We start from the raw sequence: 19650 nt of genomic DNA, 5'->3' as shown, positions 1-19650 counted from the left end.
AACTGGAATGGGCGGATATCTTATCACGCCCACAAAGTATCGGAGATCACTTATTACTGATGGGGACAGCTTCTAGTCGGATTTACATATCGCAGCGGTATGTAAATCCGAGTCTCTGTTGTTACTTGCGAGTCAGTACCACACCCGCTTCCATGTGGTGGGTATAGGGGAATTGGTCGAACAGTGCAAATCGCTCAATTTTGTGGGTCTGGCTCAGGGTCTGCAGGTTGGCGTGCAGCGTATCCGGATTGCAGGATATATAAACGATACGAGAGTATTGCTGAATCATCTTCAGGGTATCATCATCCAGTCCGGCCCGTGGTGGATCCACCAGGACGGTTTCACACTGATACTCGCTTAAGTCGATATCCTTAAGGCGGCGGAAGCTGCGCACCCCGTTCATCGCTTCGGTAAATTCCTCGGAAGACATTCGCAAAATGGTGACATTATCGATCTGATTTTGAGCGATATTGTACTGAGCCGAGGCCACCGAGGATTTTGAGATCTCAGTCGCCAGAACCTTCCTGAAGTTTTTAGCCAGGGCCAAAGAGAAGTTACCATTACCACAGTAAAGCTCCAGCAGATCACCTTCACAGCCCTGGGTGGAGTCCAGAGCCCAGCCAAGCATCTTCTGGTTGATGACACCATTGGGTTGGGTGAAGCTATTTTCCATCTGCTTATAGATGAGCTCCTGACCATCGACATCGAGTTTTTCAATCACATAGTCGCGCTCGATGCAGATCTTCTGCTTACGGGCTCGTCCGACAAAATCGATGTTGTAATCCTGACCTAATCTGTCTTTGAGCTGGTGGATCTCTTTTTGCCATTCATCATCCAGCTGTCGGTGATACAGCAGGGAGACCAGGATTTCACCGCTGAGAGTAGACAGAAAATCAACCTGGAACAGTTTACGGCGCAATGCGGGGATCTCTTTTACACCATCAATAATCCTGGGCATCAGTTCATTGATCAGGGCACTGGCCGCTGGAAACTGATCGACCCGATAAGCCTCACGGGTTTTCTGATCAAACATGATGTAGTAGAGATCTTCACCCTCATGCCAGACTCGGAACTCGGCCCGCAACCGGTAGTTTTCCTCTACAGATTCAAACACTTCCAGTTCAGGTGCCTTGAAGTCGGCGAACAGTAGTTCCAGGCGCTGAGCCTTCTCCTGAAGTTGTGTCTGATAGCGGTTGGCATCGGTTGGGGATGAGGTCATCGGTTGGCTCTCGGTGTGTTAACTGTAATCAAGTGGGCTGATTTTAAAGAGCAGTAAAAGATTGTCCAGCTTTTTTGGTTAAGTTTTATCCATTCAGGCCGATACTTACAGACGAGGGTATATTTAACAGTTGGTCTGGAGGATTTATGGAAATTCATGGCCTAAGAGAGGCCTTGCTGGCTCGCCTTCAACCACCAGGGGTTAAAGCTGAGTCACCTGGCTCACAACAGACAGACGACAAACCGTCCCTTTTCGATCGATCTTCAGCGGTTCAGATCGGTTTTAAGGCTGTGAGTTTGTCGCTGCACATGCATGTCCGGCTTGAAGGGAAAGAACTTCCTGAGGTGAAAGAGCCCGCGGAGCCCCCTCTCGAGTTTGATTTTGAAGCGGTTGCCCGTAACGTGATGGATTTTGTTGAGGCGCGGGTACGCTACGCTCAGGCCGATGGCGCTGATGATGAAAAGCTCCGGAGCATGATGGATGCAGCTCGGCGCGGTATTGATGAGGGTTTTTCCCAGGCTCGTGAAGAGCTGGAAGGTTTGGGTGTGATGACAGAAAAGCTCTCCGAGGGGATCGACAAGAGTTATGATCTCATCGGTGAGCGAATGCAAGCCTTCGAAGATGAGCTGTTCGGAGTGAAGGAGCAGCCAGTATTACAGGCTGTAGACACCCGATTCGCAGCCGCGGAGCAAAAGCAAACCAGCCTCGAGATCACCACCAATGATGGTGATAAGGTGACGCTCAATATCGGTGAGCGAAGCCAGGCACAGTTTAGTCATAGTGTCAGCCCAAGAGCCGCTGCAGCTTATGGCTTAGGGCCCAATGAAGGACATAGCCAGGCCAGTGAGCACCGCGAACTCTCATCCGAGAAGATGCATCTGCATTTGCAGGAGTCTCGTCACTTCAGCCTGTCTGTAGAGGGTGAGCTGGATGATGAGGAGCTTGCTGCAATCGGTGAGCTGGTCTCTCAGCTGGATGAGCTGGCAACCACCTTTTTTGCCGGTGATCTGGATGAAGCGTTCGAGATGGCCACCCAGGTTGGCTATGACGATGAAGAGCTGATGGGCTTTGCCTTTAATCTCAAGCACTCCCGAGCTGTAAGTGTGTCGCAGACCTACCAGCAGGAGCTGCCTCAGCCTGAGGTTAGAGATTCACTGCTGCCTCTGGCGGACTATGCTGATCTTCTCAAAGATTTCACCGAGAGGGCACAAGTCACACTGCCCGAAGAGGAGCTTCCCAAGCTGACCGAGCAGGTTGTGTTGATGCAGCCAAATCTTGAGGAGCAGCCTAAATTCATGGAGACATTCCTTGAGTCTTTGAATGAGTTTAATAAGTTCAATGAGCGCCTGCTTAAAGTGATATCCGATCTGGCATAATCCCTCACACAGCCAGACCAACTGTTGCCAGCACTCACCGAGTGCTGGCACACTCCTCCTACTGTCCCCTACCTTTGGCAATAATCTGATGAGCGATAAGAGAAAACGTGCCCTGGCTGAGCTTTGCTACCCCTTTATGAAAGAGCAGGGGGGAATCTGTGACTTTGAGATGCTGACCGATGAGCTCTGCTCTGGGCTTGGAATGGTGTTAGCACGGCTGAGTGAGTTACCCGGGGATGCCGGGGAGATTCGTGGTGATCTGGATAAATTACAGCTTCTGATTTATCACCTCAATGGCTCGGTACGGGGGCGCTGTGGGATCTTTGAGGAGGACCTGGAGTGGCTGCATCAAAGATATGCCTATTATCAGGAGTTGACCCGGGATTGTGTCGGTGGATTTGTGCTGCCCCGGGGTGAAACACTTGGCTGTACCCTGCATCTTTGCCGCTGTCAGGGAAAAAAGGTGGTACGCCAGCTCCATCGTCTGCTTCATGATGAGGTGCAGGTCGCGCCTATCTTGCTACGCTTCAGTCACCTTGTAACCAACTTTTTGTTTGTGTTAACACTGCGTGTCAATATGCTGCAGGGGTTTAAGGAAGTGCCATTTATCAGTATCAGTTATGGATGATTCAGGTTAAATCTCACCCTGTGTGTTTCACCCGATGGTTGAGCTTGTTATGAGTCAGGATATACAAGCCCAACTTCCCCTCATATAATTCAAATGCCTTGGTGCCCTCGAGCTTAATCGGGAATCCGGTGAGAATCCGGAGCTGGCGCGCAGCGGTATAGAGAAACGAAAGCGATATGATGTGGCACTGCCAAGGGTGGGAAGCCATCGCCGTAGGTATGCAGTCTGTCTCTGAGCCCGAAGACCGACCAGGTATATTCCGCAGATGCGGTTTTCAGACACTACGCGAACTAGGACGTTTAAATGTCAAAGCTCTATTTGGCAGCTCTCTTGCTGCCAGCGGTTGCTTGTGCTCAGTCGCAACCGGCTCAAAATGAAACTTCAAAAACTCCCGATGAAACTTTTGTAATTTCCGCCAACCATTTTCCTCAGGCCAAAGCCTCAGTATTAGCTCCAGTAGAAGTGGTTACAGCCCAGCAGATCCAGAAAATGCAGGCCAAGACTCTGGTGGATGTGCTTAATACCCTACCTGGGGTTCAGGTCAAACAGCTGGGAGGCCCTGGACATCAGGCTTCTATTCAAATACAGGGAGCATCCTCAAGTGAGGTATTGGTATTGGTTGATGGAATGCGTACCGCATCATCCTCCTATAGCGGATCTGTTGATTTAAGCCAGTTGCCACTCAACTCTATCTCTCGCATCGAGTATATCCGTGGCGCCCGCGCCAGCATCTATGGTTCAGATGCTATGGGCGGAGTGATCAACCTGATTACCCGAGATCCTCAGGGGGAGCAGTCGACCTTACTGGATGGCACTATTGGTAGCCGCAACTACGCCGGTGGTAGCCTGGTGAGTTCTTTTGATACCACTAAAAATGGGCACCTGAAAGTAGCACTCGATGGTAAAGGAGACCGAGGGTATAACATCAAACCGGTAAGCTACAATGATGGTCATAATTATGGATTTGAATCCTATAATGGCTTAGTCGGTTATAGTCAGCAGTTAGCAACAGATCTAGATTTTTACGGCACAGTACGACACCAGCAGAGTGAGACTAAATCAGTAGGATTTACATCTGATAACGAGACTTGGGTGGAAAACACTAATGTAAATGGGCTGCTGCGTTACCAACATAGTGGCTATGGTACCGCTCTTAGTGCAGGCTTTGGGAAATATAAAATGTGGAACGGTAGCACTGCTGATTCGAAAGGTAGTGCTCCTGCTTATACTTCAATTCGTCAGTATCAGAGTAACTGGAGCAATACTTTTTGGTTAACTCCGGATTGGACTCTGGGAGCGGGGTTGGATTGGCGTCGGGATCAACTAATGCCTGAATCGATATCCTATTCTCAAACATTTGATGCTCCAAATCATAGAGACAACACCGGCGCATATTCCTTAGTGCAATATCAGCATGGCGTTTGGAGTGCAGAGCTCAGTGGGCGCGCCGATCACAATGAGCAATATAACAACCATCAGACATGGAGCATCGGAGGTGGTTGGAGTTTTGCGCCGGGTTACCAAGCTAAGTTGAGTTATGGGACTAGCTTCAGGGCTCCAAGCTTGATGGATCTGTATTTTCCAGGCTATGAAAACCCAGAGTTAAAGCCCGAAAAAGGTAAAAGCTGGCAATTAACACTATCTGGTCAGCCTGAGTTATTTAGCTGGGAATTAAACGCTTTCGATAATCGTGTGACCAATAAGATTGTACCGAACCCCTCAACCTATATAGCGGAGAATATCGGTCAGGCGCGAGTGCAGGGCGTTACTGGTACTCTGGGTTTTACTTCTGGAATTGCGTCTCAGAGACTTCATGCGACTTATCAGCGGCCAAAGAATGAAGAAACAGGGCAGGATATCCAGCTGACATCACGCTGGTTAGGTGGCTGGCAGGGCGACATCCAGCTTCAGCAACTAAGGCTGGGCCTTCAGTATGATTACACCGGACAGCGGCTAGCCTCTGATAAAAGCTCTGTGCTAGGTGGTTATAGCTTATGGACAGCGACCGCCAGCTACCAGCTAGATGCGCGCTGGACACTCAAGGGCCGAATCGATAATCTGCTCGACAAGAGATACCAAACGGATCAGGGCTACCCAAGTGCCGATCGGGGTATCTATGTCGGTGTAAGCTGTCGTATCTAATCAAGTGAAGGTGTAGTTGGTGTCACACAATATTCTGCTGTTTGATTCCGGGGTGGGTGGACTCTCTGTTTTTGACTCGATCCACACCCGGATCCCGGATGCTAACTATACCTATCTGTTTGATAACGCCTGTTACCCTTACGGAGAGCTCACCGCAACTGAGCTGACTGAGCGCTGTCTGCAGTTGATCCCTCAAGTCGTATCTCAACGAGACATAGAGCTGGTGGTGATCGCCTGTAACAGTGCCAGTACCCGGGTGCTGGATGCCCTGCGGGAGGTTTTATCTATTCCCGTGGTGGGAGTTGTGCCGGCCATCAAGCCCGCCGCAGCTCTTTGCCAGAGCGGGGTGATTGGGCTGCTGGCAACAGCCGGCACTGTGAATAGTACCTATACCCGACAACTCGCAGAGCAGTTTGCCCGGGGACAGCAGGTGCTCTGTTGCCCGGCTCCAAATCTGGTTGAGCAGGCAGAGCGTAAGTTGCAGGGGCTTAAGGTCGAACGGGATAAGCTTGCTTCAGATATCTCGCCACTTCTTTTTCATCGTCCGGCACCGGACTGTGTGGTGTTGGGCTGCACTCACTTTCCTCTGCTTAGTAAGGAGCTGACAACTTTACTCCCAGGGGTTCGGTTGATTGACTCAGGAGATGCGATTGCCAGAAGGGTTATTGCTTTACTTAAGCCTGCTCATAAAGAGAGGGGGGCTTGCACAGTGGCAAGCGATTACCTTGCGCTTTATACCAAAAGTGAAGCTAAAGTCGACCGCTTACGCTTGAGTTTTGAAAAGAGGGGCTTCAGTGGCTATCGGCTGCTCAGTAGCGCTGCAGACAGGGAGTGACTCTCACTGCCAATAAAAAAGCCTTCTTAAAGAAGGCTTTTTTCATTCAGTATACTGAGGGTCGATTAATCATTCTCATCCGGAGCAATATTGATCGGCTCTTTCTTCTCGTTTGCCTCGCGAACCTTGAGAGTCCGCTGACGATATTCACTCTCGTTCAAAGCTGCCAAAGCCTGATTCGCGTCGGCTTCCAACATCTCAACAAATCCATAGCCACGGCGCTTACCTGTCTCTTTGTCGATCATCAGGCGTACCGAGAGAACCCGACCGTATGTTTCGAACAGAGTACGAACAGCAACCTCGTTAGCGCGATATGGCAGATTACCCACATACAGGGTTTTGGTTTCCAGTGTTGTCACCCGCTTACCCGGCATAAACAGAGCCACGGCAAAACCACCGATCGCCAGACCAATAGCAAACACCAGCTCATGATCCAGGGTCCAGTGCATCGCATGTGCAACAAGATAACCAACAGCGGCGAGGATAATGGCCGCCAATACAGCTCTCAGGAAAGTTTTTCCGTTGAGTTCGATTTTCATAATGGATACGTCCTCTATGTGTGAAGGCACCAAAATAATTATGTTATAGGGGTTATGTTAACGGCTCTTGTCCATCGACGCCAGATAAGGTGGAGAGAATAGCAGCTATATTTGTTCAGTTCGTGTCAGCCTTCGGTAAGTTTTGGTTAAACTTTGTTCTGCTTGACGGGTTTTGTGGATAAAAGTGTGCAAAATGCCTTGCTAAGGTGTGGTTAACCTCGAGCCTCAGTCTTTTTAGCATTTTTCTTAAAAAAAGCCTTGCATGAGCGCGGGAGATCTCTATAATTCGCTTCCGTTGTCAGGCAGTGCCAAGCGCACTGGCGACGAGGTCAAAAAGTTGAAACAAACGGCTTGACTCAAAATTCGGAACGGGTAGAATGCTCGTCCTGCTTCGAGAAGAAGCAACGCTCTTTAAAAATTAGAACAGGCAATCTGTGTGGGCACTCGCAATGAGTTAAAGCGATAAAACATATTTTATCTCTTTATATTGTTGAGTGACTATATAAGTTAATTCAGTGATTAAAGAGAGCAATGATTTAAATTGAAGAGTTTGATCATGGCTCAGATTGAACGCTGGCGGCAGGCCTAACACATGCAAGTCGAGCGGAAACGAGAAGTAGCTTGCTACTTCGGCGTCGAGCGGCGGACGGGTGAGTAATGCATAGAAATCTGCCCAGTTGAGGGGGATAACCACTGGAAACGGTGGCTAATACCGCATAAGCCCTTCGGGGGAAAGAGGGGGACCTTCGGGCCTCTTGCGATTGGATGAGTCTATGTGAGATTAGCTAGTTGGTGAGGTAAGGGCTCACCAAGGCGACGATCTCTAGCTGGTTTGAGAGGATGATCAGCCACACTGGGACTGAGACACGGCCCAGACTCCTACGGGAGGCAGCAGTGGGGAATATTGCACAATGGGGGAAACCCTGATGCAGCCATGCCGCGTGTGTGAAGAAGGCCTTCGGGTTGTAAAGCACTTTCAGCGAGGAGGAAAGGGTGCGTATTAATACTGCGCATCTGTGACGTTACTCGCAGAAGAAGCACCGGCTAACTCCGTGCCAGCAGCCGCGGTAATACGGAGGGTGCAAGCGTTAATCGGAATTACTGGGCGTAAAGCGCATGCAGGTGGTTTGTTAAGCCAGATGTGAAAGCCCGGGGCTCAACCCCGGAATAGCATTTGGAACTGGCAGACTAGAGTCCTGGAGAGGGGGGTAGAATTTCCGGTGTAGCGGTGAAATGCGTAGAGATCGGAAGGAATACCAGTGGCGAAGGCGGCCCCCTGGTCAGAGACTGACACTCAGATGCGAAAGCGTGGGGAGCAAACAGGATTAGATACCCTGGTAGTCCACGCTGTAAACGATGTCAACTTGAAGCTTGTGACTATAAGTTGTGGGTTTCGGAGCTAACGCGTTAAGTTGACCGCCTGGGGAGTACGGCCGCAAGGTTAAAACTCAAATGAATTGACGGGGGCCCGCACAAGCGGTGGAGCATGTGGTTTAATTCGATGCAACGCGAAGAACCTTACCACCCCTTGACATACTGAGAATTTTCCAGAGATGGATTAGTGCCTTCGGGAACTCAGATACAGGTGCTGCATGGCTGTCGTCAGCTCGTGTCGTGAGATGTTGGGTTAAGTCCCGCAACGAGCGCAACCCTTGTTCACAGTTACCATCATTAAGTTGGGGACTCTGTGGAGACTGCCGGTGATAAACCGGAGGAAGGTGGGGACGACGTCAAGTCATCATGGCCCTTACGGGGTGGGCTACACACGTGCTACAATGGCGGATACAAAGGGCAGCGAACTTGCGAGAGTAAGCGAATCCCATAAAGTCCGTCGTAGTCCGGATTGGAGTCTGCAACTCGACTCCATGAAGTCGGAATCGCTAGTAATCGTGAATCAGAATGTCACGGTGAATACGTTCCCGGGCCTTGTACACACCGCCCGTCACACCATGGGAGTGGGTTGCAAAAGAAGTAGGTAGCTTAACCTTCGGGAGGGCGCTTACCACTTTGTGATTCATGACTGGGGTGAAGTCGTAACAAGGTAACCCTAGGGGAACCTGGGGTTGGATCACCTCCTTACCTATGCGCTTTATCATGCTAGTGTCCACACAGATTGTACTGTTCGATTTATATAAGAGTTTCTATGGGTCTGTAGCTCAGTTGGTTAGAGCGCACCCCTGATAAGGGTGAGGTCGGTAGTTCAAATCTACTCAGACCCACCAATTCATTCCGATGCATCGTTATGAAAATCGTCGCTTAGTGAACTAAGCGTCCTCATTTCATGCCTTGTCTCGAAAGGAATTGGTATGACATAGAGTTGGGGCTATAGCTCAGCTGGGAGAGCGCCTGCTTTGCACGCAGGAGGTCTGCGGTTCGATCCCGCATAGCTCCACCAATTCTCGAGAAGTCAGAGAGATGCATTGATGTATCTCTGTGACTTTTCTTGTATAGAAAGTCTTGTTCTTTAAAAATCTGGAAAGCTGATTAAATTCAAAGTTCTTTAGACATAACAAGTGTCTTGGAAACTTGAGGCGGAAAACAACTAATACATTAGTTGCTTTATGACCCTGAGTTCATTTGGGGTTGTATGGTTAAGTGACTAAGCGTACACGGTGGATGCCTTGGCAATCAGAGGCGATGAAGGACGTGCTAACCTGCGAAAAGGGTTGGTGAGCTGGTAAGAAGCGTTATAGCCAACCATGTCCGAATGGGGAAACCCACTCACTTTAGTGAGTATCTCATGCTGAATACATAGGCATGTAGAGGCGAACCCGGGGAACTGAAACATCTAAGTACCCGGAGGAAAAGAAATCAACCGAGATTCCCTAAGTAGCGGCGAGCGAACGGGGATTAGCCCTTAAGTTTGATATGAGCAAGTGGAACGGTCTGGAAAGTCCGGCGATAGAGGGTGATAGCCCCGTACACGTAAGCGAATATTGAATGAAATCGAGTAGGTCGGGACACGTGGTATCTTGACTGAACATGGGGGACCATCCTCCAAGGCTAAATACTCCTGATTGACCGATAGTGAACCAGTACCGTGAGGGAAAGGCGAAAAGAACCCCTGTGAGGGGAGTGAAATAGAACCTGAAACCGTGTACGTACAAGCAGTGGGAGCATCCTTCGGGGTGTGACTGCGTACCTTTTGTATAATGGGTCAGCGAGTTACTTTCAGTGGCGAGGTTAACCGAATAGGGGAGCCGTAGGGAAACCGAGTCTTAACTGGGCGAATAGTCGCTGGGAGTAGACCCGAAACCCGGTGATCTAGCCATGGGCAGGTTGAAGGTTGAGTAACATCAACTGGAGGACCGAACCCACTAACGTTGCAAAGTTAGGGGATGACCTGTGGCTGGGGGTGAAAGGCCAATCAAACCGGGAGATAGCTGGTTCTCCCCGAAAGCTATTTAGGTAGCGCCTCGGACGAATACTATTGGGGTAGAGCACTGTTTCGGCTAGGGGTCATCCCGACTTACCAACCCGATGCAAACTCCGAATACCAATAAGTACTATCCGGGAGACACACAGCGGGTGCTAACGTTCGTTGTGGAGAGGGAAACAACCCAGACCGCCAGCTAAGGTCCCAAAGTTATCACTAAGTGGGAAACGATGTGGGAAGGCCCAGACAGCCAGGATGTTGGCTTAGAAGCAGCCATCATTTAAAGAAAGCGTAATAGCTCACTGGTCGAGTCGGCCTGCGCGGAAGATGTAACGGGGCTAAGTGATACACCGAAGCTGCGGCAGCATACTAGTTATGCTGGGTAGGGGAGCGTTCTGTAAGCCTGTGAAGGTGGATTGAGAAGTCTGCTGGAGGTATCAGAAGTGCGAATGCTGACATGAGTAACGATAATGGGGGTGAAAAACCTCCACGCCGAAAGACCAAGGGTTCCTGTCCAACGTTAATCGGGGCAGGGTGAGTCGACCCCTAAGGCGAGGCCGAAAGGCGTAGTCGATGGGAAACAGGTTAATATTCCTGTACTCGCTGTAATTGCGATGGAGGGACGGAGAAGGTTAGGTGGGCCAGGCGTTGGTTGTCCTGGTGAAAGTGCGTAGGCTGAGTGTTTAGGTAAATCCGGACGCTCATTAGGCTGAGACACGAGACGAACATCCTACGGGATGGAAGCCATTGATACCCTGCTTCCGGGAAAAGCTTCTAAGCTTCAGATTACAGAGAATCGTACCCCAAACCGACACAGGTGGTCGGGTAGAGAATACCAAGGCGCTTGAGAGAACTCGGGTGAAGGAACTAGGCAAAATAGTACCGTAACTTCGGGAGAAGGTACGCCGCTGATGGTGAAGTCCCTTGCGGATGGAGCTGTCGGTGGTCGCAGTGACCAGGTGGCTGGGACTGTTTATCAAAAACACAGCACTGTGCAAACTCGAAAGAGGACGTATACGGTGTGACACCTGCCCGGTGCCGGAAGGTTAATTGATGTCGTTATCCCTCGGGAGAAGCGGTTGATCGAAGCCCCGGTAAACGGCGGCCGTAACTATAACGGTCCTAAGGTAGCGAAATTCCTTGTCGGGTAAGTTCCGACCTGCACGAATGGTGTAACCATGGCCACGCTGTCTCCACCCGAGACTCAGTGAAATTGAAATCGCTGTGAAGATGCAGTGTACCCGCGGCTAGACGGAAAGACCCCGTGAACCTTTACTACAGCTTGGCACTGAACATTGAGCCTGCATGTGCAGGATAGGTGGGAGGCTTCGAAGCGGTAACGCCAGTTATCGTGGAGCCATCCTTGAAATACCACCCTTGCATGTTTGATGTTCTAACCTCGGTCCATTATCTGGATTAGGGACAGTGTCTGGTGGGTAGTTTGACTGGGGCGGTCTCCTCCCAAAGAGTAACGGAGGAGCACGAAGGTGGGCTAAGTACGGTCGGACATCGTACGGTTAGTGCAATGGCATAAGCCCGCTTAACTGCGAGACAGACACGTCGAGCAGGTACGAAAGTAGGTCATAGTGATCCGGTGGTTCTGAATGGAAGGGCCATCGCTCAACGGATAAAAGGTACTCCGGGGATAACAGGCTGATACCGCCCAAGAGTTCATATCGACGGCGGTGTTTGGCACCTCGATGTCGGCTCATCACATCCTGGGGCTGGAGCAGGTCCCAAGGGTATGGCTGTTCGCCATTTAAAGTGGTACGCGAGCTGGGTTCAGAACGTCGTGAGACAGTTCGGTCCCTATCTGCCGTGGGCGTTGGATGATTGAGAGGAGTTGCTCCTAGTACGAGAGGACCGGAGTGAACACACCTCTGGTGTTCGGGTTGTCACGCCAGTGGCACTGCCCGGTAGCTACGTGTGGAACTGATAACCGCTGAAAGCATCTAAGCGGGAAGCAGGCCTCAAGATGAGTCATCCCTAAGACTATAAGTCTTCTGAAGGGCCGTCCGAGACTAGGACGTTGATAGGCAGGGTGTGTAAGCGTTGTGAGGCGTTGAGCTAACCTGTACTAATGACCCGAGAGGCTTAACCATACAACACCCAAGTGAGAGACGCTTGTGTGTCTTAAGAACGAATTAATCACTTTCTGGATTTAAGTTTTTTGTCTGGCGACCATAGCGCGGTGGCCCCACCTGATCCCATTCCGAACTCAGAAGTGAAACGCCGTAGCGCCGATGGTAGTGTGGGGGTTCCCATGTGAGAGTAGGTCATCGCCAGACTTTGATTTTGGAGCGGTAGTTCAGTTGGTTAGAATACCGGCCTGTCACGCCGGGGGTCGCGGGTTCGAGTCCCGTCCGCTCCGCCATATCGAAAGCCCCAGCCGAAAGGTTGGGGCTTTTTTGCATATCATCCCTATATCAAACTTACCCTGAATCTCTCAGACGACCTCGCCAGAACCTCAGCGGCGAACCATGCTTAACTTAGTCATGGCCGAGGAGTGTGCACTATGTTCAGGCTCAAGTTATTGATAGCGTGTGGCGGGCTGTTTATCTGCCTGGCGGCATTTGCGATGCCAGGCCGAATGGGTGGAGCACCACAAAGAGGCCAGCCAACCCATACACCTCAGGTTGTGAAGCCCGGCGTCACACCTCACTGTATCGAGGCTGAGTGTGGCGATATTCAAGGCGTCAGCCCGGTGCAACAGCGTGAGCAAAGAGTCGTGAAGCCGGTGCCTCGTCCCCCTTTAGTTCGCGGACGAGGTTAACTCAGGTAAGCTAAATCGCCGAATATCTCACAAAAGGTTGAGCTTGCCTGATAAAAAGCGTAAAAAGCGGTTCAAGCCGAGTGTTTTTTATAATCAACGGGTGATTCCCTGCCCGAATTCAGGCACTCTTGAGATGACTTTCAGGAGGCTCTGATGTGATGGGAACTGAAATATTTGAGCTGATAGGGCTGATAGCGATCTTGGTGTGTATCGCAGCAGCAGCCTTTGTTGCTCCGAAACAGAATCCGAAAAGGACCAAGAAAAAATTTATATGACGAAAATAAATGGGTTGCGGTGCAATCCAATATCTACTGCCTGCCATCATAGATCCGCTGTGTGGCATACATTTATAGTAATGACCGACCTTCAAAAGCGAGTATCTTATGCCAGCCGATCCCCACTTTGAGCGAGAGGCTCAGAAATACGAAAACCCGATCCCCAGTCGCGAATTTATTCTGCAAATGATTGAGGAGCGAAAAGCCCCTGCCAGCTTTGATCAGCTGGTTAAACTGCTCAAGCTCGAAGAGGAGGAGCAGACCAAGGCCCTGCGCTATCGATTGCGAGCGATGGAGCGTGATGGCCAGCTGGTATTTACCCGCAGTCGCTGCTATGCGCTTCCGTCACGACTGAATATGCTCCAGGGATATGTGATGGGGCATAGGGATGGCTATGGCTTTTTCCGCCCGGACGATGGAGAGGGCGATCTCTTTTTATCGGCACGGGAGATGGAGCAGCTGATGCACGGTGACTACATCCTGGCTCAGGCCAATGGTGAGAGTTACCGCGGCAAGAAGGAGGCTCGCCTGGTGCGGGTCCTCAAGAGCCGGGAAAATGAGATCGTAGGTCGCTACTTCATTGAAGATGGGATTGGCATGGTGGTGCCTGATGATCAGAGGATCTGTCAGGATATTATCATTCCGCCCGAAGAGAACCGGGGTGCTCGTCAAAGCCAGATCGTGGTTGTTGAGCTGATCCACCGGCCATCGCGCCGGCGCAATGCGGTCGGGCGGATCACCGAGGTGCTGGGCGAGCAGATGGCGCCGGGGATGGAAACCGAGATGGCCCTGCGCACTCACGGCATTCCCCATACCTGGCCCGAGGAGGTCACCAAGGCTGTCAAAGGTCTTAAGGAGGAGGTACCGGAATCGGCCAAGAAAGATCGGATGGATCTGCGAGAGCTGCCACTGGTCACCATTGATGGCGAAGATGCCCGGGACTTTGATGATGCTGTTTTCTGTGAGCGAAAGCGCCTTGGTGGCTGGCGGCTGTGGGTTGCCATTGCCGATGTCTCTCATTATGTGAAGCTTGGCACCGCTTTAGATAAGGAAGCTTATACCCGGGGTAACTCGGTCTATTTTCCTGATCAGGTGGTCCCCATGTTACCCGAGGTGCTCTCCAATGGCCTGTGTTCGCTGAACCCCAAAGTTGATCGCCTGTGTATGGTCTGTGAGATGACAGTCTCTAAGGCGGGTCGGCTTTCCGGGTACAAGTTTTATCCTGCGGTGATGAACTCTCATGCGCGGCTGACCTATACCAAGGTAGCGGCGATGCTGGAGGGGGATAAGGAGCTACGTGAGCAGTATGCGCCCCTGGTTCCACATATCGAGGAGCTGCATAACCTCTATCAGGCTTTGAATGCGGCCCGTAAGGTGCGGGGTGCGATGGAGTTTGAATCCCAGGAAACGCGCTTTATCTTTAATGCCGAGCGTAAAATCGATCATATCGTGCCCCTGGTGCGTAATGATGCGCACAAGCTCATCGAAGAGTGCATGATCCTGGCAAACATAGCGGCAGCTCGCTACGTGGATAAGCATAAGGCAGCGGCTTTGTTCCGTACCCATGCCCGCCCGGGTGAGGAGAAGTTAACGGCATTCCATAGCTTCTTAGGGGAGCTCGGATTATCTCTCAATGGTGGCAACCAGCCCCAGCCGAAGGATTTTGCCGAACTGGCTCGCAAGATCGAGGGACGCCCCGATGCCGAACTAATTCAGACCATGCTGCTGCGTTCGATGAAGCAGGCTATCTATGAGGGTTCAAACGAGGGGCACTTTGGGTTGGCATTAACCGCCTATGCACATTTTACTTCACCGATCCGCCGCTATCCGGATCTGATTCTGCACCGGGCCATCAAGTATCTGTTTAAGAAAGAGCAGGGGCTGTTTAAGAAGAAGTGGACCTCGGATGGTGGCTTTAACTACCAGCATGATGAGACCGATGGCTTGGGGGAGCACTGCTCAATGACGGAGCGGCGCGCCGATGATGCGACCCGCGAGGTTTCGGATCGCCTCAAGTGTGAATTCATGCAGGATCATGTCGGCCTTGAGTTTGATGGGGTAATCGCGGCGGTGACCGGCTTTGGCTTTTTTGTGAGACTCAGGGAGCTGCATATCGATGGCTTGGTCCATGTCTCCAGCCTGCAGAACGATTACTACCAGTTTGATCCGCAGCGCCAATCTCTGATCGGTGAGAGTTTCCGCCGTGTCTATCGTCTCGGTGATGAGCTCAGGGTCAAGGTGGTGCGGGCCGATCCGGAGGATCGCAAGATTGACTTTGAGTTGGTGGGTGAAGATAAGGGTAAGCAGCGTCGCTCCCGGCCTGGCAAGAGCTCAGCAAAGCCTGTTAAAACATCTGGTGCCGAAAAGGAGAAGGGGGCGAGAGCCTCCACCAAACGTCGTAGCAGCACTTCCGAAAAGAAAGCGCCAAAAAAGAGATCAACAGAGAGTAGCAACAAGCGCCCACGGCGCAAAAGCAGCAAGCAGGTAAAAAAGAGTAGCAAATGAGTCATGAATTAATTTTCGGCATCCATGCCGCCAGCAGTGCCATAGAGAGAAGCCCGGAGCGGATCATTGAGGCTTTTGTGATGCAGGGACGCCTCGATCAGCGGCTGATGCCGCTGCTCGAGCAGCTTAAAGCCTATGGGGTTTCGATTCAGACCATGTCACGCAAGAACCTGGATGACAAAGCCAAAGGAGGTCGTCACCAGGGGATCATGTTGAGATTACGTGAGGCGCCAAGGCTCAATGAACAGGATCTGGAGGAGCTGCTTGATAAGAGTGAATCTCCGCTGTTGTTGGTGCTTGATGGGGTGACCGATCCCCACAACATTGGAGCTTGTCTGCGCAGCGCCGATGCGGTGGGTGTCACGGCTGTGGTGGTGCCTAAGGATAAATCAGGCGGTCTGAGTGGTACCGCCCGCAAAGTGGCCTGCGGTGCGGCTGAATCTGTTCCCTTCATTCAGGTGACTAACCTGGCCCGGACTCTCAGATCTCTCCAGGAGCGAGGGATCTGGATTGTGGGCACTGCAGGAGAGACGGATGTTGAGCTTTATCAGGCCCAGCTCACCGGGCCCATGGCTCTGGTGATGGGAGCCGAGGAGAAAGGGATGCGCCGCCTGACCCGGGAGTGCTGCGATCAGTTGATTCGGATCCCTATGGCTGGCGCTGTCTCCAGCCTTAATGTCTCGGTCGCCACCGGGGTTTGCTTGTTTGAGGCGGTGCGTCAGCGTAGAGTGTAAATTTCAGATTTCCCGGGGAGAAGTTGAGCGATGCACAGTCAGGAGCTGCGCTGGAGTTGTCAGCGCTTTTGCGAGCTAAGTCCAGAAGAGCTTTATCAGATATTGGCACTTCGTAGCCAGGTGTTTGTTGTCGAGCAGCAGTGTGCCTATCTGGATCCCGATGGTCAGGACCGCCTCTCGGGAACTTATCATCTGTGTGGTTGGCAGGGGGAGACCCTGGTTGGCTACCTACGCCTGCTGGCTCCCGTGTCCGCTGAGTATAACCAGGCGATGATCGGTCGGGTGGTGGTGTCGCCCGCACAGCGGGGCCAGGGGATCGCCCATCACCTGCTGGAGCGTGGGGTTGCTGAGTGTCGTCGGCTGTGGCCAAGCTCTAATATCGGGGCCCATGCCCAGAGCTATCTTGAGGACTTTTACCTGCAGCATGAATTCAGGGTTGCAGGTGAAGAGGAGCTGGAGGATGGGATCCCCCACAAGATGATGCTTCTCTGCTCCCAGGGACAGCTCGAAGCCAGGGTTGTCGATTTTTCGGGTCAGAATGCTGAAGCGATCGCCTATGTTCGGGAGCAGGTATTTACCCTGGAGCAGGGAATTGATGCCGCCATCGACCTCGATGGGCTGGATCCGGCTTCAACCCAGGTGCTGGTCTATGAGGGGGAGACTCCTGTCGCCACCGGCAGGATGCAGTCCGATGGACATATCGGGCGGATTGCCGTCTTAAAAGCTCATAGGGGCAGCGGTGTAGGGCGTCTGGTGGTCGAGACTCTCATTGAGTCGGCCCGCCTCCAGCAGCTCCCCAGGGTCTATCTGGGGGCCCAGTGCCATGCGATCGACTTCTATCAGCAGCTTGGCTTTAAGGCCTACGGCAGTGAGTTTGAAGAGGCCGGGTTACCCCATCAGATGATGGAGCTGAATTTCGACTGAGACCCTCCCTTTCATCGGTTAGCTGGTTTTTAGTTTGTGACGGCAGCTTTCAGTGTTACTACTGAAAGTTGCCGTTGATATTTCCGACAGACAAACAATCCAGGATAATAAAATGAAACTCAGACCCGTGACCCTCGCCCTGTTAGCATTGGCATCCGCCTCGGCTATGGCTGCTGAGCCAGCTCAACCAACTCAACAAACTCAGCCCGTACAGCTGTCGGTTCCCAACAAGAACTTTCCTAATGACAATGTAGAGGGGGGCGGCTGGTGCTGCTCTATGGACAAACCGATAAGGTGTCCGGTGTGGACTTTGCCCTGTTTGGTCTGTCGGATGTGAACCAGTTTAAGGGGTTACAGTTTGGTTTTTTTGGAGCAAACCGCAACCGGGCCGACATGACGGGTGCTCAGCTTGGCCTGGTCAACTGGAATGATAATACGGCAACCGGCGCCAGCCTGGGCCTGATGAACTACACGGGAGGCGCTTACACAGGTGCCCAGTTTGGCCTGCTAAACCTGAATCAGGGGCCGTTGAAGGGAGCTCAGCTCGGTTTTGTTAACTTTGCGGATAACCTGACAGGATTGCAGTTTGGCCTGATCAATGGCACCAACCATATCGAGAAAGGGGTGCAGATTGGCCTCATCAACTATGATAAGTCAGGCACCTTTGTCAGTAAGGATCTACCGGTATTCCCGATTATCAACGGTCGTTTCTAAGCCACTCAGGTTTCATGGGCTCACCCGGTTGAAAGGTCGGGTTTGCCAGCATCAAAAAAGGGGGCTTTCGCCCCCTGATGAATTACTCTTGGTTATCTTCCTGGTGCCAGGCAAGTGAGCGCTCCACGGCTCGCTTCCAGCCCCGGTAACGTTTATCTCTTTCGCCACGCTCCAGCTCAGGGGTAAAGCTTGCATCGACCTGCAGGTTATTTTCAAGCTCGGCGGTGCTCTCCCAGAAGCCAACAGCCAAACCTGCCAGATAGGCTGCACCCAGGGCGGTTGATTCGATCAGGGTGGGGCGTACTACCCGGGTGCCTATGATATCGGCCTGGAACTGCATCAGGAAGTCATTGGCTACGGCGCCACCATCGACCTTAAGGGTGGGAAGCTTCAGGCCCGAATCCTGCTGCATCACCTCCAGAACATCCCGGCTCTGATAGGCGATCGACTCCAGGGCAGCCCGAATAATGTGATTGCGGTTGGTTCCGCGGGTCAGACCGATCAGGGTTCCACGGGCATCGGGATCCCAATAGGGGGCACCCAGGCCAACAAAGGCGGGCACCAGGTAGAGCCCGGCCGTGTCTTTGACCCGGCTGGCAAAATAACCACTATCGGCGGTGTCGTGAATCAGCTTGAGCTCATCACGCAGCCATTGTACGGTAGCGCCACCCATGAAGACCGAGCCTTCCAGGGCATAGTTGACCTCGCCTTTGGGGCCAACGGCTAGGGTGGTGAGCAGGCCATTTTGGCTCTTGACCGGCTTATCACCTGTATTCATCAGCAAGAAGCAGCCGGTGCCATAGGTGTTTTTAGCCATCCCTTTATGCACGCAGAGCTGACCAAACAGAGCCGCCTGTTGATCGCCTGCGATTCCGGAGATAGGGATCCGGGTTCCCCCCTTACCACCGATGTTGGTTTGGCCATATACCTCACTGGAAGCCTTAACCTCTGGAAGCATGGATACCGGGATCCCCAAGTGATCCAGCATCTTCTCATCCCACTCCAGGGTATTGATGTTGAACAGCATGGTACGGGAGGCATTGGTGTAATCGGTGACATGCACCCGTCCCTGAGTCATCTTCCACACCAGCCAGGTATCTATGGTGCCAAACAGCAGCTCACCACGCATCGCCTGCTCACGAGCGCCCTCGACGTTATCCAGGATCCACTTGAGCTTGGTGCCGGAAAAATAGGGATCAACCACCAGGCCGGTATTGTCGCGGATGTAGTCCTCAAGACCATCGGCCTTGAGCTGATCACAGGTCTCTGTGGTGCGGCGACATTGCCAAACGATGGCGTTATAGATGGGGCGCCCGGTCTCTTTGTTCCACACCACCACGGTCTCACGCTGGTTGGTGATCCCTATGGCTGCAATTTCATGGCTGCCGATATTTGATTTTGCCAGGACCTCGGTCAGAGTGCCGCTCTGGCTGGCCCAGATCTCCATGGCATCATGCTCAACCCAGCCCGATTGTGGGTAGATCTGGGTAAACTCATGCTGTGAAACGCCGACAATGCGTGCATTTTTATCAAAGATCACCGCACGGGAAGAGGTGGTACCCTGATCCAGAGCGACGATATATTTTTTTTCCTCGGTCATTGCTTATTCT

The 19650-nt window shown here is 52.1% G+C and carries 12 protein-coding genes, 3 tRNA genes, 3 rRNA genes and 1 riboswitch; of the genes, 15 read left to right on the top strand and 3 right to left on the bottom strand.

Annotated elements, in window-relative coordinates; genetic code table 11:
* Nucleotides 1–121 precede the first annotated feature (121 nt).
* Complete coding sequence (gene trmA, locus DB847_RS21205) at nt 122–1219, bottom strand: tRNA (uridine(54)-C5)-methyltransferase TrmA (protein ID WP_108652455.1); 1098 nt, start codon at nt 1217–1219, stop codon at nt 122–124.
* A gap of 146 nt (nt 1220–1365) precedes the next feature.
* Here trmA and DB847_RS21200 point away from each other — a divergent pair, with 146 nt between their 5' ends.
* From DB847_RS21200 to murI, 4 genes are all read left to right on the top strand, one after another.
* Nucleotides 1366–2595 carry a DUF5610 domain-containing protein gene (locus DB847_RS21200; RefSeq protein ID WP_108652454.1) on the top strand — a complete coding sequence of 410 codons (1230 nt, stop codon included), beginning with the start codon at nt 1366–1368 and terminating at the stop codon, nt 2593–2595.
* A gap of 88 nt (nt 2596–2683) precedes the next feature.
* Nucleotides 2684–3223, top strand: coding sequence for an ATP:cob(I)alamin adenosyltransferase (locus tag DB847_RS21195; protein ID WP_108652453.1), 540 nt, complete (start codon nt 2684–2686; stop codon nt 3221–3223).
* Between the two features lie 82 nt (nt 3224–3305).
* A riboswitch (cobalamin riboswitch) is annotated at nt 3306–3490 on the top strand.
* Between the two features lie 36 nt (nt 3491–3526).
* On the top strand, nt 3527–5365 hold the full coding sequence (locus tag DB847_RS21190) for a TonB-dependent receptor domain-containing protein (protein ID WP_108652452.1): 1839 nt from the start codon (nt 3527–3529) through the stop codon (nt 5363–5365).
* 19 nt (nt 5366–5384) lie between these two features.
* Nucleotides 5385–6200 (top strand): glutamate racemase, encoded by an 816-nt coding sequence (gene murI, locus DB847_RS21185; RefSeq protein WP_159084782.1) that lies wholly within the window; start codon nt 5385–5387, stop codon nt 6198–6200.
* A gap of 65 nt (nt 6201–6265) precedes the next feature.
* Here the strand turns inward: murI and DB847_RS21180 are convergent, their stop codons facing one another.
* Nucleotides 6266–6739 carry an RNA recognition motif domain-containing protein gene (locus DB847_RS21180; RefSeq protein ID WP_108652450.1) on the bottom strand — a complete coding sequence of 158 codons (474 nt, stop codon included), beginning with the start codon at nt 6737–6739 and terminating at the stop codon, nt 6266–6268.
* Between the two features lie 538 nt (nt 6740–7277).
* Between DB847_RS21180 and DB847_RS21175 the strand changes: the two genes are divergently transcribed.
* The 11 genes from DB847_RS21175 (at nt 7278) to DB847_RS21120 (ending at nt 18040) form a co-directional block, all read left to right on the top strand.
* A 16S ribosomal RNA gene (locus tag DB847_RS21175) occupies nt 7278–8818 on the top strand.
* 66 nt (nt 8819–8884) lie between these two features.
* Nucleotides 8885–8961, top strand: a tRNA-Ile gene (locus DB847_RS21170).
* A 97-nt stretch (nt 8962–9058) separates the two neighbouring features.
* Nucleotides 9059–9134, top strand: a tRNA-Ala gene (locus tag DB847_RS21165).
* A 194-nt stretch (nt 9135–9328) separates the two neighbouring features.
* Nucleotides 9329–12217: ribosomal RNA gene (locus DB847_RS21160) — 23S ribosomal RNA — on the top strand.
* Between the two features lie 71 nt (nt 12218–12288).
* Nucleotides 12289–12403: ribosomal RNA gene (rrf, locus tag DB847_RS21155) — 5S ribosomal RNA — on the top strand.
* The 16S, 23S and 5S rRNA genes sit together here with 3 tRNA genes alongside, the layout of an rRNA operon.
* 9 nt (nt 12404–12412) lie before the next feature.
* A tRNA-Asp gene (locus DB847_RS21150) sits at nt 12413–12489 on the top strand.
* A gap of 141 nt (nt 12490–12630) precedes the next feature.
* Nucleotides 12631–12888, top strand: coding sequence for a hypothetical protein (locus DB847_RS21145; RefSeq protein WP_108652449.1), 258 nt, complete (start codon nt 12631–12633; stop codon nt 12886–12888).
* A 383-nt stretch (nt 12889–13271) separates the two neighbouring features.
* The gene (gene rnr, locus DB847_RS21140; RefSeq protein ID WP_108652448.1) at nt 13272–15668 is read left to right on the top strand and encodes a ribonuclease R; all 2397 of its coding nucleotides are present in this window, start codon (nt 13272–13274) and stop codon (nt 15666–15668) included.
* Complete coding sequence (gene rlmB / locus DB847_RS21135) at nt 15665–16402, top strand: 23S rRNA (guanosine(2251)-2'-O)-methyltransferase RlmB (RefSeq protein ID WP_108652447.1); 738 nt, start codon at nt 15665–15667, stop codon at nt 16400–16402. Before rnr ends, rlmB begins: the two co-directional genes overlap by 4 nt.
* Before the next feature lie 30 nt (nt 16403–16432).
* Nucleotides 16433–17326, top strand: coding sequence for a GNAT family N-acetyltransferase (locus tag DB847_RS25830; protein WP_234418456.1), 894 nt, complete (start codon nt 16433–16435; stop codon nt 17324–17326).
* A gap of 267 nt (nt 17327–17593) precedes the next feature.
* Entirely contained in the window at nt 17594–18040 is a 447-nt protein-coding gene (locus tag DB847_RS21120) for an LA_2272 family surface repeat-containing protein (protein ID WP_108652446.1), read from the top strand.
* 82 nt (nt 18041–18122) lie between these two features.
* On the opposite strand, the gene glpK is transcribed toward DB847_RS21120, so the two are convergent.
* A complete protein-coding gene (gene glpK, locus DB847_RS21115) occupies nt 18123–19640 on the bottom strand; it encodes a glycerol kinase GlpK (RefSeq protein ID WP_108652445.1) in 1518 nt (505 codons plus the stop codon).
* Between the last annotated feature and the right edge of the window lie 10 nt (nt 19641–19650).

Origin of the sequence: Dongshaea marina (assembly GCF_003072645.1) — a bacterium.
Classification (GTDB): domain Bacteria; phylum Pseudomonadota; class Gammaproteobacteria; order Enterobacterales; family Aeromonadaceae; genus Dongshaea; species Dongshaea marina.
The sequence above is the reverse complement of the archived record's forward strand: the minus strand, read 5'-3'. Positions and strand labels throughout refer to the sequence as shown.